The sequence below is a fragment of the Amycolatopsis sp. lyj-23 genome, from assembly GCF_046549135.1.
Classification (GTDB): Bacteria; Actinomycetota; Actinomycetes; order Mycobacteriales; family Pseudonocardiaceae; genus Amycolatopsis.
Map to the genome: position 1 here is coordinate 52,401 of NZ_JAJPWN010000016.1, position 21,204 is coordinate 73,604.

23 protein-coding genes are annotated in these 21,204 nt (G+C 71.0%); 7 read left to right on the top strand and 16 right to left on the bottom strand.

Features of this window, described 5'->3' with window-relative positions; translation table 11 throughout:
- Positions 1 to 14 precede the first annotated feature (14 nt).
- The gene (locus ACLJPY_RS34695) at positions 15 to 782 is read left to right on the top strand and encodes an ABC transporter permease (RefSeq protein ID WP_410595152.1); all 768 of its coding nucleotides are present in this window, start codon (positions 15 to 17) and stop codon (positions 780 to 782) included.
- The gene (locus ACLJPY_RS34700; RefSeq protein WP_410595154.1) at positions 779 to 1,846 is read left to right on the top strand and encodes a sulfate/molybdate ABC transporter ATP-binding protein; all 1,068 of its coding nucleotides are present in this window, start codon (positions 779 to 781) and stop codon (positions 1,844 to 1,846) included. Before ACLJPY_RS34695 ends, ACLJPY_RS34700 begins: the two co-directional genes overlap by 4 nt.
- A 4-nt stretch (positions 1,847 to 1,850) precedes the next feature.
- Here ACLJPY_RS34700 and ACLJPY_RS34705 read toward each other — a convergent pair whose 3' ends face one another.
- The gene (locus ACLJPY_RS34705; protein WP_410595156.1) at positions 1,851 to 3,626 is read right to left on the bottom strand and encodes a multicopper oxidase family protein; all 1,776 of its coding nucleotides are present in this window, start codon (positions 3,624 to 3,626) and stop codon (positions 1,851 to 1,853) included.
- A gap of 190 nt (positions 3,627 to 3,816) precedes the next feature.
- On the opposite strand from ACLJPY_RS34705, the gene ACLJPY_RS34710 reads away from it, so the two are divergent.
- A complete protein-coding gene (locus ACLJPY_RS34710) occupies positions 3,817 to 4,611 on the top strand; it encodes an HAD-IIA family hydrolase (protein WP_410595158.1) in 795 nt (264 codons plus the stop codon).
- A 37-nt stretch (positions 4,612 to 4,648) separates the two neighbouring features.
- The gene (locus tag ACLJPY_RS34715; protein WP_410595160.1) at positions 4,649 to 5,449 is read left to right on the top strand and encodes a metallophosphoesterase family protein; all 801 of its coding nucleotides are present in this window, start codon (positions 4,649 to 4,651) and stop codon (positions 5,447 to 5,449) included.
- On the opposite strand, the gene ACLJPY_RS34720 is transcribed toward ACLJPY_RS34715, so the two are convergent.
- From ACLJPY_RS34720 to ACLJPY_RS34765, 10 genes are all read right to left on the bottom strand, one after another.
- The gene (locus ACLJPY_RS34720; protein WP_410595162.1) at positions 5,446 to 5,820 is read right to left on the bottom strand and encodes a YccF domain-containing protein; all 375 of its coding nucleotides are present in this window, start codon (positions 5,818 to 5,820) and stop codon (positions 5,446 to 5,448) included. The genes ACLJPY_RS34715 and ACLJPY_RS34720 overlap by 4 nt on opposite strands.
- A 131-nt stretch (positions 5,821 to 5,951) precedes the next feature.
- A complete protein-coding gene (locus tag ACLJPY_RS34725; protein WP_410595164.1) occupies positions 5,952 to 7,367 on the bottom strand; it encodes a hypothetical protein in 1,416 nt (471 codons plus the stop codon).
- Between the two features lie 14 nt (positions 7,368 to 7,381).
- Positions 7,382 to 7,942 carry a DUF3558 family protein gene (locus ACLJPY_RS34730; RefSeq protein ID WP_410595166.1) on the bottom strand — a complete coding sequence of 187 codons (561 nt, stop codon included), beginning with the start codon at positions 7,940 to 7,942 and terminating at the stop codon, positions 7,382 to 7,384.
- A complete protein-coding gene (locus ACLJPY_RS34735) occupies positions 7,939 to 8,436 on the bottom strand; it encodes a hypothetical protein (protein ID WP_410595168.1) in 498 nt (165 codons plus the stop codon). The genes ACLJPY_RS34730 and ACLJPY_RS34735 overlap by 4 nt, the downstream gene beginning before the upstream one ends.
- Positions 8,437 to 8,508: 72 nt before the next feature.
- Complete coding sequence (locus ACLJPY_RS34740) at positions 8,509 to 9,210, bottom strand: ESX secretion-associated protein EspG (protein ID WP_410595170.1); 702 nt, start codon at positions 9,208 to 9,210, stop codon at positions 8,509 to 8,511.
- 23 nt (positions 9,211 to 9,233) lie between these two features.
- Positions 9,234 to 10,430 (bottom strand): hypothetical protein, encoded by a 1,197-nt coding sequence (locus tag ACLJPY_RS34745; RefSeq protein ID WP_410595172.1) that lies wholly within the window; start codon positions 10,428 to 10,430, stop codon positions 9,234 to 9,236.
- Entirely contained in the window at positions 10,427 to 10,870 is a 444-nt protein-coding gene (locus tag ACLJPY_RS34750; protein ID WP_410595174.1) for a hypothetical protein, read from the bottom strand. The genes ACLJPY_RS34745 and ACLJPY_RS34750 overlap by 4 nt, the downstream gene beginning before the upstream one ends.
- Complete coding sequence (locus ACLJPY_RS34755) at positions 10,867 to 11,442, bottom strand: 4Fe-4S single cluster domain-containing protein (protein ID WP_410595176.1); 576 nt, start codon at positions 11,440 to 11,442, stop codon at positions 10,867 to 10,869. Before ACLJPY_RS34755 ends, ACLJPY_RS34750 begins: the two co-directional genes overlap by 4 nt.
- Positions 11,430 to 11,627 carry a DUF2997 domain-containing protein gene (locus ACLJPY_RS34760; RefSeq protein ID WP_410595178.1) on the bottom strand — a complete coding sequence of 66 codons (198 nt, stop codon included), beginning with the start codon at positions 11,625 to 11,627 and terminating at the stop codon, positions 11,430 to 11,432. The genes ACLJPY_RS34755 and ACLJPY_RS34760 overlap by 13 nt, the downstream gene beginning before the upstream one ends.
- An 8-nt stretch (positions 11,628 to 11,635) precedes the next feature.
- Positions 11,636 to 13,252: an AAA family ATPase gene (locus ACLJPY_RS34765; protein ID WP_410595180.1), complete on the bottom strand. Its 1,617-nt coding sequence runs from the start codon at positions 13,250 to 13,252 to the stop codon at positions 11,636 to 11,638.
- 488 nt (positions 13,253 to 13,740) lie between these two features.
- Between ACLJPY_RS34765 and ACLJPY_RS34770 the strand changes: the two genes are divergently transcribed.
- Positions 13,741 to 15,399 carry an AMP-binding protein gene (locus tag ACLJPY_RS34770; RefSeq protein ID WP_410595182.1) on the top strand — a complete coding sequence of 553 codons (1,659 nt, stop codon included), beginning with the start codon at positions 13,741 to 13,743 and terminating at the stop codon, positions 15,397 to 15,399.
- Between the two features lie 39 nt (positions 15,400 to 15,438).
- Here the strand turns inward: ACLJPY_RS34770 and ACLJPY_RS34775 are convergent, their stop codons facing one another.
- Together ACLJPY_RS34775 and ACLJPY_RS34780 are read right to left on the bottom strand one after the other, a co-directional pair.
- Positions 15,439 to 16,407, bottom strand: coding sequence for a R2-like ligand-binding oxidase (locus ACLJPY_RS34775; protein ID WP_410595183.1), 969 nt, complete (start codon positions 16,405 to 16,407; stop codon positions 15,439 to 15,441).
- Positions 16,404 to 17,012 (bottom strand): TetR/AcrR family transcriptional regulator, encoded by a 609-nt coding sequence (locus ACLJPY_RS34780; protein ID WP_410595185.1) that lies wholly within the window; start codon positions 17,010 to 17,012, stop codon positions 16,404 to 16,406. The genes ACLJPY_RS34775 and ACLJPY_RS34780 overlap by 4 nt, the downstream gene beginning before the upstream one ends.
- 146 nt (positions 17,013 to 17,158) lie before the next feature.
- On the opposite strand from ACLJPY_RS34780, the gene ACLJPY_RS34785 reads away from it, so the two are divergent.
- Positions 17,159 to 17,779, top strand: a complete 621-nt coding sequence (locus ACLJPY_RS34785; RefSeq protein ID WP_410595187.1) for an HAD family hydrolase — start codon at positions 17,159 to 17,161, stop codon at positions 17,777 to 17,779.
- Here the strand turns inward: ACLJPY_RS34785 and ACLJPY_RS34790 are convergent.
- Complete coding sequence (locus tag ACLJPY_RS34790; protein ID WP_410595190.1) at positions 17,776 to 18,012, bottom strand: hypothetical protein; 237 nt, start codon at positions 18,010 to 18,012, stop codon at positions 17,776 to 17,778. The genes ACLJPY_RS34785 and ACLJPY_RS34790 overlap by 4 nt on opposite strands.
- Before the next feature lie 131 nt (positions 18,013 to 18,143).
- On the opposite strand from ACLJPY_RS34790, the gene ACLJPY_RS34795 reads away from it, so the two are divergent.
- Entirely contained in the window at positions 18,144 to 18,530 is a 387-nt protein-coding gene (locus ACLJPY_RS34795; protein ID WP_013230216.1) for a cold-shock protein, read from the top strand.
- On the opposite strand, the gene ACLJPY_RS34800 is transcribed toward ACLJPY_RS34795, so the two are convergent.
- Both ACLJPY_RS34800 and ACLJPY_RS34805 read right to left on the bottom strand, forming a co-directional pair.
- A complete protein-coding gene (locus ACLJPY_RS34800) occupies positions 18,527 to 19,003 on the bottom strand; it encodes a DUF2771 family protein (RefSeq protein ID WP_410595192.1) in 477 nt (158 codons plus the stop codon). The genes ACLJPY_RS34795 and ACLJPY_RS34800 overlap by 4 nt on opposite strands.
- 9 nt (positions 19,004 to 19,012) lie before the next feature.
- Positions 19,013 to 21,193 (bottom strand): MFS transporter, encoded by a 2,181-nt coding sequence (locus tag ACLJPY_RS34805; RefSeq protein WP_410595194.1) that lies wholly within the window; start codon positions 21,191 to 21,193, stop codon positions 19,013 to 19,015.
- Between the last annotated feature and the right edge of the window lie 11 nt (positions 21,194 to 21,204).

Here is a 21,204-nt window from a genome sequence, read left to right on the forward strand (position 1 = left end):
CGCGCGTCCCGTGGGTGCTGGGCATCCCCGCCGCCGTCGCGCTGGCCCTCGTCGTCCTCCCGGTCGTCGGGTTGCTGGTGCGCTCGGACCTGACGCGGCTGCCGTCGCTGATCGTCACGCCGTCGTCGTGGCACGCGCTGCGGCTGTCGCTGCTCACGGCGGCGCTGTCCACACTGGCCTGCGTGCTGCTCGGCGTGCCGCTGGCCGTCGTCCTCGCGCGGGCGACCTTCCGCGGGGTCCGGGTGCTGCGGTCGATCGTGCTGCTGCCCCTGGTGCTGCCGCCGGTCGTCGGCGGCCTGGCGCTGCTGTACCTGCTCGGCCGCAAAGGCTTCCTCGGCGCCCTGATCACCGCGCTGACCGGGGAGTCCGTGCCGTTCACCACGACCGCCGTGGTCATCGCGCAGACGTTCGTCGCGATGCCGTTCCTGGTCGTCAGCCTCGAAGGCGCCCTGCGCGGCTCCGGCGACCGCTACGAGCAGGTCGCCGCGACCCTCGGCGCGCGCCCGTGGACGGTGTTCCGCCGGGTCACGCTGCCGCTGCTGCTGCCCGCCCTCGGCTCCGGCGTCGTCCTCAGCTTCGCCCGCGCGCTCGGCGAGTTCGGCGCCACGATCACCTTCGCCGGCAGCCTCGAAGACGTCACCCGCACGCTGCCGCTCGAGGTCTACACCCAGGCCGAAGTGGACATCGACAGCGCCGTCGCGCTCTCGCTGCTGCTCATCGTCGTGGCGGTGCTCGTGATCGCCGTCGCGCGCCCGCGCTCGTGGGAAGGCGGCCTCCGGTGAGCCTCGCCGCCCGGATCACCGCCGCGCGCGGCTCGTTCGACCTGGACGTCGAGCTCGACGTGCCCGCCGGGCACGTGCTGGCCCTGCTCGGCCCGAACGGCTCGGGCAAGTCGACGGTGCTGGGCTGCCTGTCGGGCTTGATCACGCCGACGTCGGCGGAGATCGCGGTGGCCGGGCGCGCGCTGGCCGGCGTCGCACCGCACCGCCGGGGGATCGGCCTGCTGTCCCAGGACGCGCTGCTCTTCCCGCACCTGTCCGCGGTGGACAACGTGGCGTTCTCGCCGCGCTCGACCGGCGCCGGCCGCCGCGTCGCGCGCGAGCGGGCCTTCTACTGGCTGGCCGAAGTGGACGCCGTCGCGCTGGCCGACCGGCGGCCCGCGCAGCTGTCCGGCGGCCAGGCCCAGCGCGTCGCGATCGCCAGGGCCCTGGCCGCCGAACCGGATCTGCTGCTGCTCGACGAGCCCTTCGCCGCGCTCGACGTCGACGCCGCACCCGCGATCCGCGGCCTGCTGCGGCGGGTGCTCAAGACCGGCCCGACCACCGTGCTCGTCACGCACGACCCGCTGGACGCGCTCGCGCTCGCCGACCACGTGGCGGTGTTGAACGACGGCCGGATCGTCGAACGCGGGCCGACGCGGGAAGTCCTCTCGGCCCCCCGGACGGCGTTCACCGCGCGGATCGCCGGCCTCAACCTCGTCGCCGGCACCGCGGTCGCCGAGGGACTGCGGACGGCGTCGGGCGAGGTGGTCAGCGGCCTCCCGGCGCCGGACGTGGTGGCGGGAGAGGCCGCGGTGGCGGTGTTCCCGCCCAACGCGGTCGCCGTCTACCCGCACGACGGCGAGCACCGCGGCAGCCCCCGGAACACGGCCGACGCCGTCGTCGCCGCCCTGGAACCGCACGGGCCGGTGATCCGCGTCCGCGCGGAGGCCGACGGCTGGGCCCACGGCCTCACCGCCGACCTCACCCCGGCCGCCGTCGCCGAGCTCGCTTTGGAGCCGGGCTCGGCGGTGACGCTGTCGGTGAAGGCGGCGACCGTGTCGATCCACCCGGCCGCCGCCTCCTGACCGATCAGGCGGCGTCGTGGTGGTGACCGCCGCCGGGGTGGACGTGGAACTTCGCCACCGCCGGCGGGTGCACGACGAACGGGCGCATCATGCCCTCGTCCTCGTGGTCGAGGATGTGGCAGTGGTACATGAACTCGCCGGTGCCGCCCCCGAACCGCCCGGCGACGCTCACCCACTGGCCCGGGTTGACGATGATCGTGTCCTTCCAGCCCTCTTCGTACTTCTCCAGCGGGATGTCGGTGAAGCCGTCGATCGGCGCCGTCGTCCGCTCGGTGGGCTGGTCGAACGTGGTCGTGAAGGCGCGCCGGAACAGCGCCTGGAACTCGGTCAGGTGGATGTGGATCGGGTGCGCCGGGCCGCCGTTCGCCACGTGCAGGATGTTCCACACCGCCCACCGGTCGTGGTCGATGAAGACGCCGGTCGTGTCGTCGAAGATCCGCCCGATCATGCGGAACGTCTTCAGCCCGCCGTTCGGGTCCTGGAGCTGGATGACCCCTTCGCCGCCCGGGTCCGCGTCGACCTGCTCGAGGTCCCACAGCTCCGGGTGCCCCGCCTTGTTGAGCAGCAGCGCGATCCAGACGTGGTCGTGGTCCTCCGGCAGCGTCGTGCCGTGCTGGAGCCGCACGTACGACGTCGACACCTTCTCGGGCAGCGTGAACGGGTCGGGCCCGCCCCGGCCGTCCACCCGGAACTCCATCAGGTCGGGCTCGATCGTGCCCAGCCGCGGGTCGGCGTTGCGCAGCTTGAGCTTCTGGCCCTTGAAACGGCTGAAGTCGATCAGGACGTCGAAGCGCTCGGCCGGGGCGACGGTCAGCCCGCCGGACGGCAGCGGCGCCGGCGCGGGCAGGAGGCCGCCGTCGGTGCCGATCAGCCGCACGGCGTCGTTGACCGGCACGTTGTCCTCGTCGACCAGCTCGAGCGTGTAGAACCGCGAATTCGCGGCGTTGAGCAGCCGGAAGCGGTACCACCGCGGCTCGACGTCCAGGTGCGGCCAGATCACGCCGTTGACCAGGTTGAACGGCCCGGAGAACGGGATCGCCGGGCCGCCCGGGATGACCGGGAACTTGTACAGCAGCTGCCCGGTGAGCGCGCCGGTCGCCGGGTCCGTGTCGAGGTTGCGGTCGGTGATGATCAGCGGGATCTCGCGGTCGCCGTGCGGCAGCCCGAGCGCGTCCTCCTCGTCGTCGCGGATGAGGTACATCCCCGCGAGACCGGTGTGGACGTTGAAGCGGGTGATCGCCATGGCGTGGTCGTGGTACCAGAGCGGCATCGCCTGCTGGCGGTTCTGGTACTCCGCGAGCTGGGACGTCCCCGCCAGGCCCGCGTTGTGCGCCCAGCCGTCGTTGCCCGCGTTGGTGCGCGCGCCGTGCAGGTGGACGACCGTCCACGCCGGCAGGTCGGCGACGCCGTCGACGATCGAGTAGCCCGGCTTGTCCAGTTCGCGCCCCGGGCGGCTGGTGGGCGCGTCGCCCAGCGGGCCCTGAACGGCCACGAGCGGGAACTCGCCGTCGATTTCGTTCGACCACGAAATCCGCAGCTGCCGGCCGCTGCGCACTTCGAAGGTCGGACCCGGGAAATGCCCCGCGTACGTCCACAACGTACTTTCGGGCAATTCCGAGTGCAGCTGCTGCCGCTTCGTGGTCATCGGAATGGTGATCGTTTCCCGGCCGCGGGGCCGGAACACCGGTGGAACGCGCAGCGGGTCGAGGAACTTGGTGAGTCCCCAGTTCGGAGCGGTGATCGGCCCGGTCGTCGCCGGGCGCTCGATGATTTCGGTCATGGTTCTCCCCCTTCGGTGCGGGGGCAGGAAGAATTGCGCGGCGGCGCGCACGCCGTCGACGTCGAAAAGTATTCCCCCGAACCCCCTCGGTGACCGGAAGCGCGACTCCCCTCGCGTTACCGGCAATTCCGATGGTAGCCCTTTTCGGCGTGGCACGCAGGTGTCTCGCGCGCGTGATAGGTTCCGCACTATGAGCGAACGCCGGTGGACGTACCTCTCCGACATGGACGGCGTCCTGGTGAAGGAGGAGCACCTCGTCCCGGGGGCCGACGAGTTCCTCGCCGAGCTGAAGGCGAACGGCATCGGCTTCCTGGTGCTGACGAACAACTCGATCTACACCCCGCGCGACCTGCGGGCGCGGCTGGAGCGCACCGGGCTGGACATCCCCGAGGAGTCGATCTGGACCTCGGCGCTGGCGACCGCCAAGTTCCTCTCGTCGCAGCGGCCGAACGGCTCGGCGTACGTCATCGGTGAAGCGGGCCTGACGACGGCGTTGCACGAGGTCGGCTACGTGCTCACCGAGCGTGACCCCGACTACGTCGTCCTGGGCGAAACCCGCACGTACAGCTTCAGCGCGATCACCCGCGCGATCCGGCTGATCGAGGGCGGCGCGAAGTTCATCGCGACGAACCCCGACGCGACCGGCCCGAGCCTGGAGGGCTCGATGCCGGCCACCGGGTCCGTCGCGGCGCTGATCGAGAAGGCCACCGGGCGCTCGCCGTACTACGTCGGCAAGCCGAACCCGCTGATGATGCGCTCGGCGCTGCGGCGGCTGGGCGCGCACTCGGAGTCGACGCTGATGATCGGCGATCGGATGGACACCGACGTGCACTCCGGCATCGAGGCCGGGCTGCAGACCATCCTCGTCCTCACCGGCATCTCCAGCCGGGAGTCGGCCGAACGCTATCCGTACCGGCCGACGATGGTGATCGACTCGGTCGCCGACCTGATCGGGCGAACCCTGGACCCGTTCGGCGAAGGCTGAGCGCGAGCCGGGCGGCCGCAGGGCATATCGTCAGCGGATGAGCAAGTCGACGTACGTGGTCGGCGACGTCCACGGCCACCGTGACGAACTCGCCGACGCACTGAGATCCGAAGGCCTGGTCGACGAGGAGGACAACTGGTCCGGCGGCGAGGACCAGCTCTGGTTCCTCGGCGACTTCGTCGACCGCGGCCCGGACGGCGTCGGCGCGATCGACCTGGTCATGCGGCTCGAAGCGCAGGCGGCCGAAGCCGGCGGCCAGGTCCAGACCCTGCTGGGCAACCACGAGATCCTCGCGCTGGGGATGTACCACTTCGGCGACGAGCCGGTGCCGTCCGACTTCGGCCCGCGCAGCTTCGCCCGCAGCTGGGAGATCAACGGCGGCCTGCTGTCGGACCAGGACAGGCTGACCCCGGAGCACATCGAGTGGCTGACCGCGCGCCCGCTGGCCGCCGTCGCCGCCGACCACCTGCTGCTGCACTCGGACACGCTGGAGTACCTCGACTGGGGCTCGTCGATCGACGAGATCAACGAGGCCGCTCGCGAGATCCTCGAGGGCAGCGACATCGAGTCGTGGTGGGACGTCTGGCGCCGGATGACGACGCGCTACGCCTTCCGCGGCCCGGACGGCGAGGAGAACGCGCAGAAGCTGATGGACGCCCTGGGCGGGTCGCGGATCGTGCACGGGCACAGCGTCATCGCCGACCAGCTGGGCATCCACCCGACCCAGATCGAGGGCCCGTTCCTGTACGCGGGCGGCAAGGCGCTGGGCGTCGACGGCGGCCTGTTCGTCGGCGGGCCGTGCCTGGTGGTCGAGCTGCCGTTCGCGCCGCAGTCCTAGGCGATCTCGACGATCTCCTTGCCGAGCGGCACGAGCGACACGGGGATCAGCTTGAAGTTCGCGACGCCGAGCGGGATGCCGACGACGGTCAGGCAGAGCAGGACGCCGGTGACGACGTGCCCGAGCGCCAGCCACCACCCGGCGAAGACGAACCAGACGACGTTGCCGAGGCAGGACGCGACGCCGGCGTCCCGCCGGTCGACGACCGTGCGCCCGAACGGCCAGAAGGCGTAGTGCGCGATCCGGAAGGACGCCAGCCCGAACGGGATGGTGACGATCAGGACGCAGCAGATGACGCCGGCGATCAGGTAGCCGACGGCCATCCAGAAGCCGCACAGGACGAGCCAGATGATGTTCAGCAGCGTGCGCATCAGACCCCGCTCGGGACGGGGACTTCGTCGATCGGGCACGTCTCGGCGTTGGCGATGAACAAGCGCATGAACCCAATGTAGCGGCGGGTTTTGCGCATCCCCGGGATCGAGCGAGATCCCAGGGATGCCCCCTAAGAGGTCTCCCCGATGGTCGGCTTCACGACCTTCTCCCCATCCGGCCCACGTTCCGGCTTGAAGTCGAACACCTCTTCGTCGACGGCGTACTTGTTCTTGTGCTCTTTGTCGTCGTCTTTCTTCTTCCCGGCTCCGGCTGGCCCAGCGGCGGCGTTACCGCCCTTCCCCTTGGCCGCGGCGGCCGCGGTGGCTCCGCGTTCGAGCCGTTCGCCGGTTTTGCTCCCGGTTTTCCCGCCTTCACCGGGGACTTCCTTGCCGCCGGCGCTCCCGGAAACCCGCGATCCGGCGAACCCGCTGCCGGCGCGCCCGGATCCGATGCCTTTGCCGCGGGTGATGTCGCCGCCTGAAGTGCTGCCGCCGGAGCCGGTGCCGGTTCCGGGCATGGCGAGTCCATCGGGCGTGACGCGGCCGAAGGTCCCGGCGGCGGGTGCGGCGCGGAAGTTGGAGTTGCCGCTGAAGGTGCCGGTGCCGCTGGTGGCGCCCGGGGGGACGTACGTGGTCGTCCCCGGTGGGGTGGTGCCGGGGCTGATTCCCGGGGGTGTTCCTCCTGTGCCGCCGGTCCCGATGCCTGTTCCGCCGGTGCCGATGCCTGTTCCGCCGGTTCCGGTGCCGCCGATGGTGGGTGCGCCGGTGAAGCCGGCGCTGCTGGTGCCGTGGAACCCGCTGGCCGAGGTGGAGTCTCCCTGCCCCAGCTGCGGTGGCGGGGTGTAGGTGGGCTGGGTGCTGGCGGTTTCGTGGTAGGTGGAGTCGAGGTTCTGAAGGACCTGCACGGCCTGCTGGTGCGCGGCATCCGCCTGCTGCTGCTTGGCCTGGATCCCGTCCATGGTGCTGTTCATGCCGACGAGGTCACCGGATTCGTACTGTCGCCGGGCCTTGTCGATCTCGGCTTGCTGGTCGAACCCGGTGGGCTCGGGCATGTTGGTCTTGGCGTAGTGCGCGGCGGCGGACTGCTGGGAGTAGTGGTTGGACACCAGTTGCATGGCGTCGCCGGTTTGTTCGGTGTGGCCGGCGGTGCTCTGGAAGAAGGTGTTCGCCTGCTCGGCGGCGGGGCCCTGCCAAGAACCGCCCGCGGCCGTCGCGGCGTCGCGGAACTGGTTGGAGGCGTCGGCCAGCCAGTTGCCGTAGACGTTCGCTACTCGGCTGCGGTTGTTGATGCCCTCGATGTCCAGGTCTTTGTGCACCATGTCGTACAGGACTTCGTGCGGGCTGTTGGCGTAGTTCTCGCCAGGCGCCGGCGAGTCGCCCCGCAAGCTTTGCCCTTCCTGCAGCAGCTTTCCTTGGGCGACCGAGTAGTTCGATGCAGCCTTCTCGGTGAGCTGCCGGCCTTCGGCGTTGCCGTCGAGCTTCTGCGCGGTTTCCGCGTAGTAGTCACCCTCGGACTGGCGATGCTGCGCCCGGTGCGGCTGACTCATGGCTGGACTCCGTCTCAGTTCTTCGGCAGTAGTGGCTCGACCTTCGCAGCGACGTCTCCGACCAGCTGGCAGGCCCTTGCGGTGTCCGACCCCGACGCAAGCAGGACGAAAGCACGCGACTTGGGTTTTACTTCCAGCCACACATCGCACTGCCCTTTTGCGTTCAGCGGCTCACGTTCCTCGACTGCAGGACGCCCGTTCACCTGGCCTTCGCTCGCCTGGCTGGGATTTCCGACGTTGTCCTTGTAGCCCTGGCCGGCTTGGAAGGAAAGCCCTACGTCCACCCCCGGGGTGTCGCCGGACGTCGGCTTGGAGGAGCGGCAACTGTTCTTGGTGTCCGCGACCATCGGCTGGGCTTTGGGGAAACCCTGCCCGGCAAGAGCCTGGTCGAGAACGGTGCACGGGCTCAGCCCGGCGAACGGGTTGCCGGGGTCGGCCGTGGCGCTGGTGGTGACCGGCGGAGTCGATCCGCTCTGCGGATCAGGAGTCGCCTGGCCTCCGACTTGACTAGTGCAGGCGGCCAGGCAGAGGACCAAAGCCGAGGTAGCGGCCAAGACGACGCGTCGGATGGTCACTGCTCTTGCAGCCCCTTGTTGAGCTGACTGAAGGTCATGCTGTGGGCATCCTCTGTCTCACGGTAGTTCTTGCGTGCGATCACCATTGCTTCGCGCGCTTGCTGAACCCCGTCACGCATCCGGATCAGGTTGGGGATCAACGACTGCTCATCCCCGTCGGCGACCTTCACGTTGAAGGCGGCGACCGCTTTGGCGTATTCGCTGCCACCCATCCCGGCTTGAGTTGCCAGCTGGCGAACGTCACTGAGCATCCGGCCGAAGCCGTCGAGGAAGAAGTCGCAAGCTTTCAGGTACGCCTGGAAGCCTGCCTCGTTGACCGCGAACTGGCCGCTTTCGGCGAGCGACTTCAGGTGGTGGCCGCCTTCACTGACCCGCTGTGCCGCGTCCGAGCTCACCGGTTCCTCGAGCAACCCCGACAGGAAGTTCGCCCCGGCGTCGCCGGCTGCGGGTGGCGGTGTGAACGATCCCGGCGCCCCGAACTGTGAACCGCCCATGACGCCCTCCCCGTCGTCCTGGGACCACCCTGCGTGGTCCCTCCGCACTGTACTAGTGACGAACCGGCGGCGTCAGTGGTTCCGGCCACGCTCGTGGAGCCAGCTTCGCAGGTGAGAACCATCCGAAGGGGTGAATCGGAGCCGGGTTTCGTGGCCGGGTAGCGGCTCGTTGAACATCAGGAACCGGCCGCCGTCGTTGTCGACGAACGTGGCTGAGCCGACCGGGTGGAGGGCGCCCTGGCCCTGCCGGACCGACAGCTCGAACGTGCCGTAGCGGTGCAGCGGCCACCGCGAGAACTCGGCCGCCGCCGCGGTGTCCTCGTGGGTGCCGGGGGACACGAACGCCAGTTCCGCCAGTGGTACCGGCCGGTAGGCCGGGAGCATGCCGACGACCAGGTCGACCAGCCGGTCCGGTCGCGCCTGCGCGAACAGGATCTCGTCGCCGGCCAGTTCCGAAAACACACCCAGGCCGTGGCCGATGGTGGCTCGGTAGAACACCTGGCGGCCGTCCGCCACCTCCGCCGCGCGGACGATGATCAGCACCTCCGGCTGCGTCCACGACCTCAGCGTCTGCTCCACCTCGATGTCCAGCTTGTCCACGCCCGCCAGGCCGCGGGCCCGCATCGCGTCCCACGCCGCCGTCAGGATGCGGTCGTTCTCCTCCAGCGTGTGGCCCGGGCTGGGGATCTCGAACGGGTGCCAGTGCGCCGGGAAGCCCGTGCGCCGGATCGCGGCGGCGACCTCCGGCAAGCCCAGCGAGAATTCCTCCGGCACGGTCTCGAGCGTAGCGGAATCCCTCAGATGTCCAGCTGACGAACGCCCGTCTCGGGCAACGCCACCCGACCGGCCGTCGCCCGTCCGCGGAGGCGGACAATTTCGTGCGGCTGCAAGCCGATCGCCACGCCGAACGCCTCCACGTCCGGGAAGCCGCCCTGGCGGCGGCGCAGCTCCAACGCCGTCGCCACCCGGGGTGGGGTGAGGCCCGGCAGGGTCGCCAACGACTCTCCTGGAGCCGAATTGACGTCGACCAGCGCCACCGGCGGCGCAGGCGGCGGCGCCAACACAGCCGACGGAGCCGAAACCCCCGGCACATACGCCTCGAGCACGTCGTTCTGCCGCAGATCCCGCGTGCCCAACCCGACCGTGAACACCCGGGACCCCGCGGAACTCCGCACCGCGACCCCGCCCCGCGCCAGGGAAAGCACCGGCAGCCCCGCCGCGATGACCGTGTGCCGCTCGTTGAACGTCGTGCCGATCGGCCGCAGCACCCGGATGCTCGCCCCCACCGTGAACGTCGCCGCGCGCCCCTCCGGCACCTCGACCGCCGCCACCACCGAACCGGTGCCGAGGTCGCTGACGCCGTGCACCACCGCCGTCCCGTTGCGCTGCTCCACGGATTCCGGTGACGGAAACGCCGTCAGCACGTCGCCGGCCAGCGGCGGCACGTCGCACTGGAAGCCCAGCAACACCGTCGCCACCTGGCCCCGCGGCAGTTCCTCGAGCGGTCCCGACAGCGCGAGCACCCGCATCGGCTGCCCGCCCCGCGACAGCGTGGCCAACGCGCCGGACCGCAGGACGCCCTCCCGGACGTGCACCTGCGCGTAGAAGCCCGTCAGCGGGTCGAAACCCGGCGCCACCACCGAAGCCGCACCCTCCTGGCGGCTCAGGTCCGGCCCCACCGCGTCGTCGGTGTACAGCTCCAGCGCGTCGCCGTTGCCGAGGTCGCGCCGCCCGACGGCGACGTACACGTCCTTCAGGAAGCCGGCCTCCGTCACCGGCTCGACCTCGCTGGAAAAATACTTCTTCCGCACCATGATCCCGATGCGCAGGTCGTCCTCGACGATCCGGTCGCCCCGGCGCAGCCGCGCCCGGGCGCCGCGGACCGCGCGGCCCGTGCTCACCTGGCCGCCGGGCAGCTCGCCGAGGCCCGGGACGGTGACCGAGTCGTGGATCGCCTTGCCGAACTCGATCAGCCCGACCCGCGTCTCGGTCACGACGTGGCGGCCAGCGTGACGCTGATCGACTGGTCGGCGTTGACCCGCTCCGATTCGACGCGCAGGCCGGCCCGGGCCGCCCGGTCCTTCAGCCGGGCCAGCACCGCCCGCTGCACTTCGGCCGCGTACGCCTCGTCGACCGACAACACCAGCCGCGACGCTTCGGCCGGCACCAGGCCCGGGCCGTCGACGTGCGCCACCTGGACGCCCTCGGGGCCGTAGCCGAACGTGATCCGCCGCCCCTCCCACGCGGCGACGACCGACGTGCCGTCGTCGGTGACCTGGGCCCGCAGGCCGACGAGCGCGCGGGCCAGCAGGTCGCGGTGGCGCATCCGCGTCCGCACCGTGACGACCCCCGGCTGGGCCTGCGCGTGCGCGGCGATCGTGGCGGCGTCGAGCTGCGCCAGCGCCTCGCTGCGCAGCTTGAGCGTGACACTCATCGGCGATCCCCTTCGAGCAGCGCTTCCAGTACTCCGGTGGTGGCGAACCCGTTCAGCTCGATCGCGCCGTCGCGGGCGATCGTCAGTTCCAGGCGGTTCGGGGTGGTGAAGATCGACTCGTCGTAGCGGTCGGTCAGGAAGTGGAACCGCTGGTTCGCCGAGCCCACCCACGGCCGGGCCGGCTCCGGCCGATCGGCCAGAAAAGGCCCGTCCACGAGCAGATCCGTCGATGCCAGCAGCTCCGACGGCGGCAGGTCCTCCAGCACGTGCCCGGTGAACGTCATCACCGAAAGCCCTTCGGACCGGACGGCGGCGGCGAAGCGGCCCAGCGGCGCGGCCTGGTCGAACGGCTCGCCGCCGAGCAGCGTGACGCCTTCGATCCCGGACACGGCGAGCACGCGCGAAACCAGGTCCTCCCACGACCGGCCGAACCCGCCGCGGGTCGTCCACGTCTGCGGGTTGAAGCACCCCGGGCAGCGCACCGAACACCCCTGCGTCCACACGGCACACCGGACGCCGGGGCCCTCGGCCGCGGTGGCGTCGACGATCCGGTGCAGGTTCAGGAGTTCCATTGCGACTGCTGCTGCGAAGCGGTGTTCTCCGTGGCCACCCGGCGGTAGTCCTCGGTGAACTCCGACGTCACGGTCTCCGCGCCGAGCAGGTCCTCCAGCAGCGGGATGTAGTCGAGGCACTTCGAGCCGGTCACGCCGTGGGTTTCGGCGCTGATCGAGCCGTCCTTGCCGATGGTCACGGTCACGCGGTGCGTCATACGTCGATCGTCCTCCCGCTCGACAGCGCCGGTGGCGGCGCCGCGACCCGCTCGGCGACCGCTTCGCCTGCCGTGTCCGTGGCGGCCACGGCCCTGGTCTGCGCCCAGTTCCGGATGGCCAGGATCTCGTCGGCCTGGGTGACCGACAGCGGCACGGTCGACTCCACCGCGCGCACGAGGTCGTCGCGGCGCAGCGGCCGCTTCTCGGCGAACGCGTCGACCAGCCCGGACAGCACCGCCTGCTCGATCTCGGCGCCGCTGTAGCCCGCGCTGACGTCGGCGAGCTCGGCGAACAGTCCGTCGTCCAGCCGCAGTTCGCTGCCCACGAACGGATCGGTGACGCGCTTGGCCAGGTGGATCCGCCAGATCGCGGCGCGCTCGGGCGCGGACGGCAGGTCGACGAAGAAGATCTCGTCGAACCGGCCCTTGCGCAGGAACTCCGGCGGCAGCGAGCCGACCTGGTTCGCCGTGGCCATCACGAACACCGGCGCCGACTTCTCCTGCATCCAGGACAGGAACGTGCCGAACACGCGCCGCGCGGTGCCGCCGTCGCCACCGCCGCCGGCCCCCGCGAGGCCCTTCTCGATCTCGTCGACCCACAGCACGCACGGCGCGATGCCCTCGGCGGTGCGGATGACCGTGCGGATGTTCTTCTCGCTCGAGCCGACCAGCCCGGCGAAGACGCGCCCGAGGTCCAGCCGCAGCAGCGGCAGCCGCCACATGTTCGCGACGCACACCGCGGAGAGGCTCTTGCCGCAGCCGGGGACGCCGGTGAGCAGCAGGCCCTTCGGCGCCGCGAGGTTGTACGCCGACGCGGCGGGCGTCCAGGTGCCGGTGCGCTTGGTGAGCCAGCGTTTGAGCCGGTCGAGGCCGCCGACGGCGTCGAAGCTCGTCTCCGCCGGCACGATGTCGAGCATCCCGGACCGGCGGACGGCCTGCCGCTTCTCGGCGAGGATCAGCTCGAGGTCGCTGGGGTCGAGCCCGCCGCCCTCGACCAGCGCCCTGGCGAACGCGTTTTCGGCTTCCGGCAGCGTGAGGCCGCGCGCGGCGGCGATGATCCGGTCGCGGTCCTCGCGGTCGATGCTGATCCGGACGTGCTGCCGGTGCGCGGCGACCATGCCGTCCAGCAGCTCGCCGATCTGGCGCTGGTCGGGCAGCGGGAAGTCGACGACGGTGGCGTCGTGCTCCAGTTCCGGCGGCACGGGCAGCGACGGCGACACGAGGATCACGCTCAGCGGCACCGGCCGCGTCTTGAACGCGGCGGCGAGCTCGCGCAGCCGGCGCACGACGTCGGGATCGGGCCGGTGCCCGCCCTCGGAGACCAGCGAGGGGTGCAGGTCGGCGAAGACGAACACGGCGGGCTCGCCCCAGCCGTAGATCCGTTCGAGGGCCGCGGCCGCGGCGCGGGTTTCGCTGATCGGCGGCCCGCCCGCGGGGGCGAGCCCGGTGGTGGCCGACCAGACGTAGACCCGCCGCGGGGTGCGCAGCCGGCCGGCGTCTTCGGCGACCGCGCGGATCTCCCGCAGCACCCGCTGCTCTTCGTGCGTCTCGACGACGAGCAGCGGGTAGCGCGCCTGCAGCAGCTCGGTCAGCTCGTCGCGGAACCCGGCCATCGATCGCCCCCCTCGAAGTCCGCTGCGACCTTACCAACTCACGCGCCGACGACGAGGACCTCGTACGTCGGGCTGGTGGGCGGGCAACCGCTGTAGATGTGGGAGTTGACGACGGCGAGCCGGTTGCCCACCTCGATCGCCGAGACCGGCCGCCATGGTGCCGGGCGGCGCCTCGATGAAGCGCTCGGCCGTGCCCCGGTCCAGGTTCTCGCGGAAGATCGTGCCGGCGATCAGGTCGCCGGTGTATTACTCGCCGCCGCCCGCCGCGGTGATGCCTTCGGCGGACGTAGCGCCGGGCAGCACGATCACCCGGGTCGCCGCGGACGCCGGTGCGGCCACCGCCAGCAGCAGGACAGCGGACACCAGAGCCAGGGTTCTTCGGATGGGTTCCCCTCCCTCTTTCCCGAGGGGATCCTCCCACCGTGCTGGCTGACCCGGCACCGGTTTCTTAGACTCGGCGCCAGTCACCGCCGACTTCAGGAGGCACCATGCCTGACGCGCCCGCCCTGCCCAGCTACGCCTCCGGAACCGCCGAGGTCCCGCTGCTCGGGGACACCATCGGCGACAACTTCGACCGGACGGTGGCCGCGTTCGGTGATCGTGACGCGCTCGTGGACCGCGCGGCCGGCAAGCGGTGGACCTACCGGGAGCTGGCGGCGGAGGTCGACGCGCTGGCGCTGGGCCTGGTCGCGCGGGGCCTCGGCAAGGGCGACCGGGTCGGCATCTGGTCGCCGAACCGGGCCGAGTGGACGTTCCTGCAGTACGCGACGGCCAAGATCGGCGCGATCCTGGTCAACATCAACCCGGCCTACCGCGCGCACGAGCTGGAGTACGTCCTCAACCAGGCCGGGATCCGGCTGTTGGTGGCGTCGGACGCGTTCAAGACGTCCGACTACCCGGCGATGGCCGAGGAGGTGCGCGAGAAGTGCGCCGCGCTGGAGCAGGTGGTGATCCTGGGCGGCGAGGAGTGGCAGGCGCTGCTGGAAGCCGGCCGCGGCGGTGACCCGGCGCAGCTGGCGCACCTGCAGGCCGGGCTGTCGGCCGACGACCCGATCAACATCCAGTACACGTCCGGGACCACGGGTTTCCCCAAGGGCGCCACGCTGTCCCACCACAACATCCTGAACAACGGCTACTTCGTCGGCGAACTGTGCAGCTACACCGAGCAAGACAAGGTGTGCATCCCGGTGCCCTTCTACCACTGCTTCGGCATGGTGATGGGCAACCTGGCCTGCACGAGCCACGGCGCCTGCATGGTCATCCCGGCGCCCGCGTTCGACCCGAAAGCCACCCTCGAAGCCGTCGCGGCCGAGCGGTGCACGTCGCTCTACGGCGTGCCGACGATGTTCATCGCCGAGCTCAACCACCCGGACTTCGGCGGGTTCGACCTCTCGTCGCTGCGCACCGGGATCATGGCGGGCTCGCCGTGCCCGGTCGAGGTGATGAAGCAGGTCATCGACCGGATGGGGATGAGCGAGGTGTCCATCTGCTACGGCATGACCGAGACGTCCCCGGTGTCGACGCAGACCCGCTCCGACGACTCGATCGAGCGTCGCGTGTCGACGGTCGGGCGGGTCGGGCCGCACCTGGAGGTCAAGGTCGTCGACCCGGAAACCGGCCTCACGGTGCCCCGCGGCGAGCCGGGCGAGCTGTGCACGCGCGGGTATTCGGTGATGCTCGGGTACTGGGAACAGCCCGACAAGACGGCGGAGGCGATCGACGCGGCCCGCTGGATGCACACCGGCGACCTCGCGGTGATGGACGGCGACGGGTACGTCAACATCACCGGCCGCATCAAGGACATGGTCATCCGCGGCGGGGAAAACCTGTACCCGCGCGAGATCGAGGAGTTCCTGTACACGCACCCGGACATCCTCGACGCGCAGGTCATCGGCGTCCCGGACGAGAAGTACGGCGAAGAGCTCATGGCGTGGATCCGGATGCGCGAAGGCGCTTCGCCGCTGACGGCGGAAAAGGTCCGCGAGTTCTGCAGCGGCAAGCTGGCGCACTACAAGATCCCGCGGTACGTCCACGTCGTCGAGGAGTTCCCGATGACGGTGACCGGCAAGGTCCGCAAGGTCGAGATGCGCCAGAAGTCGATCAGCCTGCTGGGCCTGGAAACCGCGGCCGCGACCAAGCACGCCTGACCGGGCCGGGGCGGCCGGATCCGGCCGCCCCGGCACTGATCACGAAACCGCGGCGGCCGCTTCCGCGATCGCCTTCGCGTCTTCCTCGCCGAAGGTTTCTTCGAGGTGTTCGGGCGAGTAGTCCAGGTCGATCTGCTCGACCGGCATCCCGCGCGCCGACTCGATCGCGCCCAGCCGCCGCTGCGCCCGGTCGGCCGCGTACTGGACGATCTCCTGCGGGTCGTTGTCGAACGGCAGTTCCTCGAACTGGTCCTGCACCCACTGGATCATGTTCAGCGCGTGCGGAAGCAGTTCGCCCATCCGCTGCTGCACCGCGTCCCAGAGCGAGTCGTCCGCGGCGACGTGCCGTCGGCAGGTGAACGTGCCCCAGGCCATGTGGCGGCGCTCGTCGTCGCCGATGCGGCGGACGAGTTCCTGCATGCCCGGCAGGATGTCGTGCTGGGTGCAGATCAGCTGCCACGAGTAGTAGCCGGTCAGCGCGAGGCAGCCCTCGATGACGTGGTTGTACGTCACGCTCGCGCGGATCTGGTTGAGCGGGCTGGGGTCGTCCTCCAGCGCACGCAGCGACTGGGGGAGCTCCTCGTAGAACAGCTTGCGGTAGTGCGGGTTTTCGGCGACGAACGGGTGGAGGTCGTCGGTCAGCCCGACCGCGTCCATCCAGCGCCGGAACACCTCCGTGTGCTTGGCTTCCTCGAAGCAGAACTGCGTCAGGTACATCTCGTCGCCGAACCGGCCGGTCGCCGACATCGCGCGCATGAACGGCTGGATGTCCTCGGTGACGGCTTCTTCGCCGGCGATGAACTGCGCGACCAGGTATGTCGTGCTGCGCTTCTGCTCGTCGTTGAGCGTGTCCCAGCCCTCGCGCTCGCGGCTGAAGTCGATGTCGGCCGGGTTCCAGAACTTCTTGTTGCCCTTGACGAACAGCCGCAGCGGGAACGAGTCCCAGTTCAGGCCGCCCTTGCGCAGTGAGGAAAAGCCGCTTCGGAGCTCCGGCAGCGTCTCGGTCATCGGTTCACTCCGATAGGGATCCAGTGGATGAATTGGCGGATGGCGGGTTCCAGGACCGCGGTGACGGCGTCGGCCGCTTCGGTCGCCGAATGCGTGGAAAGCACCAGGTGTGACAGGGACAGCCGGACGGCGGTCTCCGCGAGCAGGGCCGCGGCCTCGGCGGAGAGCCCGGGTTCGAACTCGCGGTACTGCTCGGCGGCGAGGTCCGCGGCCGCCGACAGGATCGGCTCGCCCCTAGTCGTGAGCAGGGGCAGCAGGTCCTCGCCCGCTTCGGTGCCGAGCGCCGCCGCGACCAGGCGGTTCTCCCGCGCGTGCTCGATCGTGTAGACGACGGCGTGGTGGATGCCCGCCAGGAGCCCGTCCGCCGTTTCGAACCGCTGCCGGATCCCGTCGAGGAACTCCGACGCGGTGCGCAGCGCCACCGCCTGGGTCAGCGCCGCCTTGTTGCCGAACTCGTTGTAGACCGTCTGCCTGCTCACCCCGGCTTTCGCGGCGACGTCGGCCATCCGCAGCCCCGCGTGACCGCGGTCCGGCAGCAGGTCGGCGGCGGCGTCGAGCAGCGCTTCCCGGAGGGACGCCTTCGTCCGTTCAGTGAAGCTGGTCACACTCTCACCTTGACACAGATCACTCTGCTGTCAAGGTGCTGTACATGATCGGCTTACGTGTAAAACTGTCGGGGGTGGCGGCTAACGTGTCGGTCGGAATCAAACCAGCGGCGCGAAGCGCCTCCGTTGAGGGTGGTGGTGGGGGCATGGATGGAATCACCGTGGGGTTCGACCTCGACATGACACTGATCGACGCCCGGCCGGGCATGGCCGCGGCGATGAACGCGCTGGGCGCCGAATCCGGCCTGCCGCTGGACGGCGAGGCGTTCGCGGCCAACCTCGGGCCGCCGCTCGACGACATCCTGCGTGGCTTCGAAGCGCCCGAGGAACGCATCCCCGGGCTCGTCGACCGGTTCCGCGCGATCTACCCGGAAGTGGTCGTGCCGAGCACGGTCGCGCTGCCGGGCGCGGTCGAGTCGCTGCGCGCGGTGCGGGCCGCGGGCGGGCGCACGCTGGTCGTCACCGGGAAGTTCGGGCCCAACGCGCAACTGCACGTGGACGCGCTCGGGCTCGACGTCGACGAGGTCGTCGGCGAGCTGTGGTCGACGCAGAAGGCCGAGGCACTACTGGCGCACGACGCGCGCGTGTATGTCGGAGATCACGCCGGGGACATCCGGGGTGCGCTCGCGGCCGGGGCGGTCGCGGTCGGCGTCACCACCGGACCGTGTGATCGCACGCTCCTGCTGAGCGAGGGAGCGGAGGTGGTGTTCGAGTCGCTGACGGAGTTCCCGGAGTGGTTCGAGAAGACGTTCGCAGCGGTCGGCTAGTTCTTGGCGCGCGCCTCGATCACCAGGGCGATCAGGCCGAGCAGCAGGCCCAGCGGCGTGATGACCCCGGCGGCGACCGAAAGCCAGATGGGCAGGTTCTCCAGGCCGGCGGCGAACATGATGAAGACCGCCAGCACGGCGAGCATGCCGAGGCCGAACAGCCCGATGCCGATGCGCATCAGGAACGGTTTGCCGGGAGCGGCCACGCCCGCCTCCTTCGTCGTGCTCTTCATGACGCAAGAGGGTATCCGGCGGTATCGGCTTCTCCCCAGGGCGTGTGGCGAGATACCCTTTACCCAGCGCGCCCTGGGTACGCCCCGGGCGCGTTAGTCATGAGCGGACAGCAGAAGGACTGGTGAGGGAAGTGCCGACCGGCAAGGTCAAGTGGTACGACGCGGAGAAGGGGTTCGGGTTCGTCACGCAGGACGGTGGCGCCGACGTCTACATCCGCAAGGCCGCGCTGCCGCAGGGCGTCGAGGGGCTCAAGGCCGGGCAGCGGCTCGAATTCGGCGTCGCCGACGGCCGCCGCGGGCCGCAAGCGCTCTCCGTCCGGCTGCTCGACCCGCCGCCGTCCGTCGCCGAAGCGCGCCGCCGCCCGGCCGAGGAGCTGCACGGCCTGATCGAGGACATGATCAAGCTGCTCGAGCTCAAGGTGCAGCCGGACCTGCGGCGCAACCGCTACCCGGACCGCAAGCACACCAAGCAGATCGCCGAGATCATGCGCGCGGTCGCCCGGGACATCGATCCCTAGGCTTCCAGCCGCAGGCCCCAGACGTCGCTGGGCAGCAGGCCGGACTCGCCGGTGTCCGCGTTGAGCACGGCCGTGTACTTCTGCACGTCCACCGCGGAAATGCGGTCGGCGGGCGTCGGCGGCGTGACCGTGTAGGCGTAGCGGTCCAGCGAGGTGAACGGGATCGGGTCGCTCTGCTTGAACTCACCCCGCGGGGTGACGTACTCGAAGACGATCTGCCACGGCGAGCCGGCGACCTCACCGGGCACCGAGATCTGCACCGGCTTGCCCGGGCGGACCTTCAGCGTCCGCGTGTCACCCTTGGCGCTGCACGGCTGCGCGAGCTTCTGCGAATAGTCGCAGGTGAGCACCGGCGTGGTGTTGATCGTGTGGCCGTCGGCGTAGAAGGTGACCTCGGCCGGGCCGGGGGCCGAGCAGCCGGCCACCGCGAACCCTCCGGCCGCAAGCAGGGCCACCACCCGGGAACGTCGCATGGCCGGAGCCTACCGGCGGGGCGCCGGGTCCCTGGGCAGGCCCTGGGCCGGGAAGCTGCCGGTCGGCTCCGGGCGCAGCGGCCGGTCGCCGCCGAGGCCCGGCACGAGCGAGCCGCCGCGGCGCACGAGGTACGTCTGCGTGAGCCCGACGGCCAGCACGACCGTGATGACCAGGAAGCCGATCCAGTACGTCGGCGGTAGCAGCAGGCCGACCGCGCCGCCGAGGCACCAGGCCAGCTGCAGCACGGTTTCCGAGCGGCCGAACGCCGACGCGCGCGACTCCTCGGGCAGGTCCTCCTGGATGACGGCGTCGAGGCTGATCTTCGCCAGCGCGCTGGCCGTCGCGCCGACCAGGCCGACGATCGCGGCCGTGGCCAGGCCGGGCAGGACCGTCGCGACCAGCGCGGCGAGCACGCAGCCCGCCACGCACCCGACGATCACCTGATCGGGGCTCCCGAAGTGCAGGCGCGAGCCCAGCGCGTTGCCGAGGAACCCGCCGGCGCCCGCCGCGGCCCCGATCACGCCGAGCAGCAGCAGCTGCATGAACGGCGTCTGCCCGCTGTGCTCGGTCTGCGCCTTGACCGCGAACGCGGCGAACATCATCAGGAAGCCGGTGAGCACGCGCACCGAGCCGTTGCCCCAGAGGGCGACCACGATGTGGCGTCCCATCGGCTGGCGGCGCTTCTTCTCCTTCGGGTGCGCCGAAAGCGACGTCGGCACCTCGCCCGTGGTCGCCTCGACCCAGGCCGGGATCCGCATCGACTGCACGGCCGCGGCGACGCAGATCAGCGCCGTGAACCACAGCGCGCCCGCCGAGCCGGTGATCGCGTTGATCCCGCTGGCCAGCGCGCCGAAGACGCCCGCGGCGACCAGCCCGAACGTGGTCAGCCGGGCGTTCGTCTTGGAGAGCGTGATCTCCGACGGCAGCACCCGGGGCGTCACCGCGGCCTTGAGCACGGTGAACGACTTGGACAGCACCATCATCCCGAGCGCGGCCGGGTACAGCAGCCAGTCGTCGAAGTGCAGCGCCATCACGACGGCCATCAGCCCCTGGCCGATCGAAGACGCGCACATCGCCAGGCGCCGTCCGCGCTGCACCTTGTCGAGCGCGGGCCCGATCACCGGCGCGACCAGTGCGAACGGCGCGATCGTGATGAGCAGGTAGAGCGCGACCTTGCCCTTGCTCTCACCGCTGGTCGCGGCGAAGAAGAGGGTGTTCGCCAGCGCGATCGCCATCGCCGCGTCGCTGGCGTAGTTCAGCATCACGGCGTAGGTCAGCGACGTGAGGCCGGACTTCTCGGCGCCGTCGGCCTTCGTCGCGCGCTGGAAGGCGTCGACGGCCTGGCCGGTCAGCTGCCGGCTGCGCATCGCCGCCACCCGGGTGACGGTGATCTTCTTCGGCAGCTTCGGCGTGCCGCCCGGGGTCCGCGGCTCTTCGCGCGGCGGCTGCGGTTCGGGTTCCGGGGGGCGTGGCTCGCCCGCGTAGCCGCCGGTGTCGTAGTGCTCGTACTCGCCGCTGCCGGGGTGGCGTTCGCCCTGGTAGAAGCCACTGCCGGGCGGCTCGCGGCGGACCGGCTCGGTGCGGTGCGGGTCGTACGGCCGGGCGCCACGCGGTGGCGGCGGCCGGCGCGTGGCGGCGGTGGGTGCCTCGTTCGCGTCCGGGGTCCAGCGTCCGGCGTCCTGCGGGGCCCGGCGTCCGGCATCTTCGGGGGCCCAGCGATCGGCGTCTTGTGGGCCGCGGCGCCCGGCGTCTCGTGGAGCTCGGTTGCTGCCGTCTTCCGGCGTCCAGCGACCGGCGTCTTCCGGAGCCCGATGTCCGGCATCTTCCGGGGCCCGGCGTCCGGCATCTTCCGGGGCCCGGCGTCCGGCATCTTCCGGGGCCCGGCGTCCGGCATCTTCGGGGGCGCGGCGTCCGCCGTTTTCCGGCGTCCAGCGACCGGCGTCTTCGGGACGACCGGCGCGTGGCGGCGGGGCGGGCCGGTCGACGCGGGTGGGCGGTTCGCCGCGCGACGGCGCCGGGGCGACGCGGGTGGGTGGCGGCGGGCTGCCGTGCTCGGCGCGCGGCGCGGCGGCATCGCGCCAGGACCGGGCCCGCGCGGCGCCGGGCTCCGGCGTCCAGCGCCGCTTGGACTTCCGGCCGCGCGGCTGACCCGGCGGGGTGCCGTCGGAGCGGGAGCCGAAGAGTGCCACGTGTCAATCCT

Excerpts from the sequence above, each read along its gene's own strand:
- ACLJPY_RS34750 (WP_410595174.1), bottom strand. The coding sequence starts at position 10,870 with ATGAGTGTCACGCTCAAGCTGCGCAGCGAGGCGCTGGCGCAGCTCGAC.
- ACLJPY_RS34785 (WP_410595187.1), top strand. The coding sequence starts at position 17,159 with ATGGATGGAATCACCGTGGGGTTCGACCTCGACATGACACTGATCGAC.
- ACLJPY_RS34800 (WP_410595192.1), bottom strand. The coding sequence starts at position 19,003 with ATGCGACGTTCCCGGGTGGTGGCCCTGCTTGCGGCCGGAGGGTTCGCG.
- ACLJPY_RS34775 (WP_410595183.1), bottom strand. The coding sequence starts at position 16,407 with ATGACCGAGACGCTGCCGGAGCTCCGAAGCGGCTTTTCCTCACTGCGC.
- ACLJPY_RS34755 (WP_410595176.1), bottom strand. The coding sequence starts at position 11,442 with ATGGAACTCCTGAACCTGCACCGGATCGTCGACGCCACCGCGGCCGAG.
- ACLJPY_RS34765 (WP_410595180.1), bottom strand. The coding sequence starts at position 13,252 with ATGGCCGGGTTCCGCGACGAGCTGACCGAGCTGCTGCAGGCGCGCTAC.
- ACLJPY_RS34790 (WP_410595190.1), bottom strand. The coding sequence starts at position 18,012 with ATGAAGAGCACGACGAAGGAGGCGGGCGTGGCCGCTCCCGGCAAACCG.
- ACLJPY_RS34715 (WP_410595160.1), top strand. The coding sequence starts at position 4,649 with ATGAGCAAGTCGACGTACGTGGTCGGCGACGTCCACGGCCACCGTGAC.
- ACLJPY_RS34735 (WP_410595168.1), bottom strand. The coding sequence starts at position 8,436 with ATGGGCGGTTCACAGTTCGGGGCGCCGGGATCGTTCACACCGCCACCC.
- ACLJPY_RS34710 (WP_410595158.1), top strand. The coding sequence starts at position 3,817 with ATGAGCGAACGCCGGTGGACGTACCTCTCCGACATGGACGGCGTCCTG.
- ACLJPY_RS34720 (WP_410595162.1), bottom strand. The coding sequence starts at position 5,820 with ATGCGCACGCTGCTGAACATCATCTGGCTCGTCCTGTGCGGCTTCTGG.
- ACLJPY_RS34770 (WP_410595182.1), top strand. The coding sequence starts at position 13,741 with ATGCCTGACGCGCCCGCCCTGCCCAGCTACGCCTCCGGAACCGCCGAG.
- ACLJPY_RS34725 (WP_410595164.1), bottom strand. The coding sequence starts at position 7,367 with ATGAGTCAGCCGCACCGGGCGCAGCATCGCCAGTCCGAGGGTGACTAC.
- ACLJPY_RS34705 (WP_410595156.1), bottom strand. The coding sequence starts at position 3,626 with ATGACCGAAATCATCGAGCGCCCGGCGACGACCGGGCCGATCACCGCT.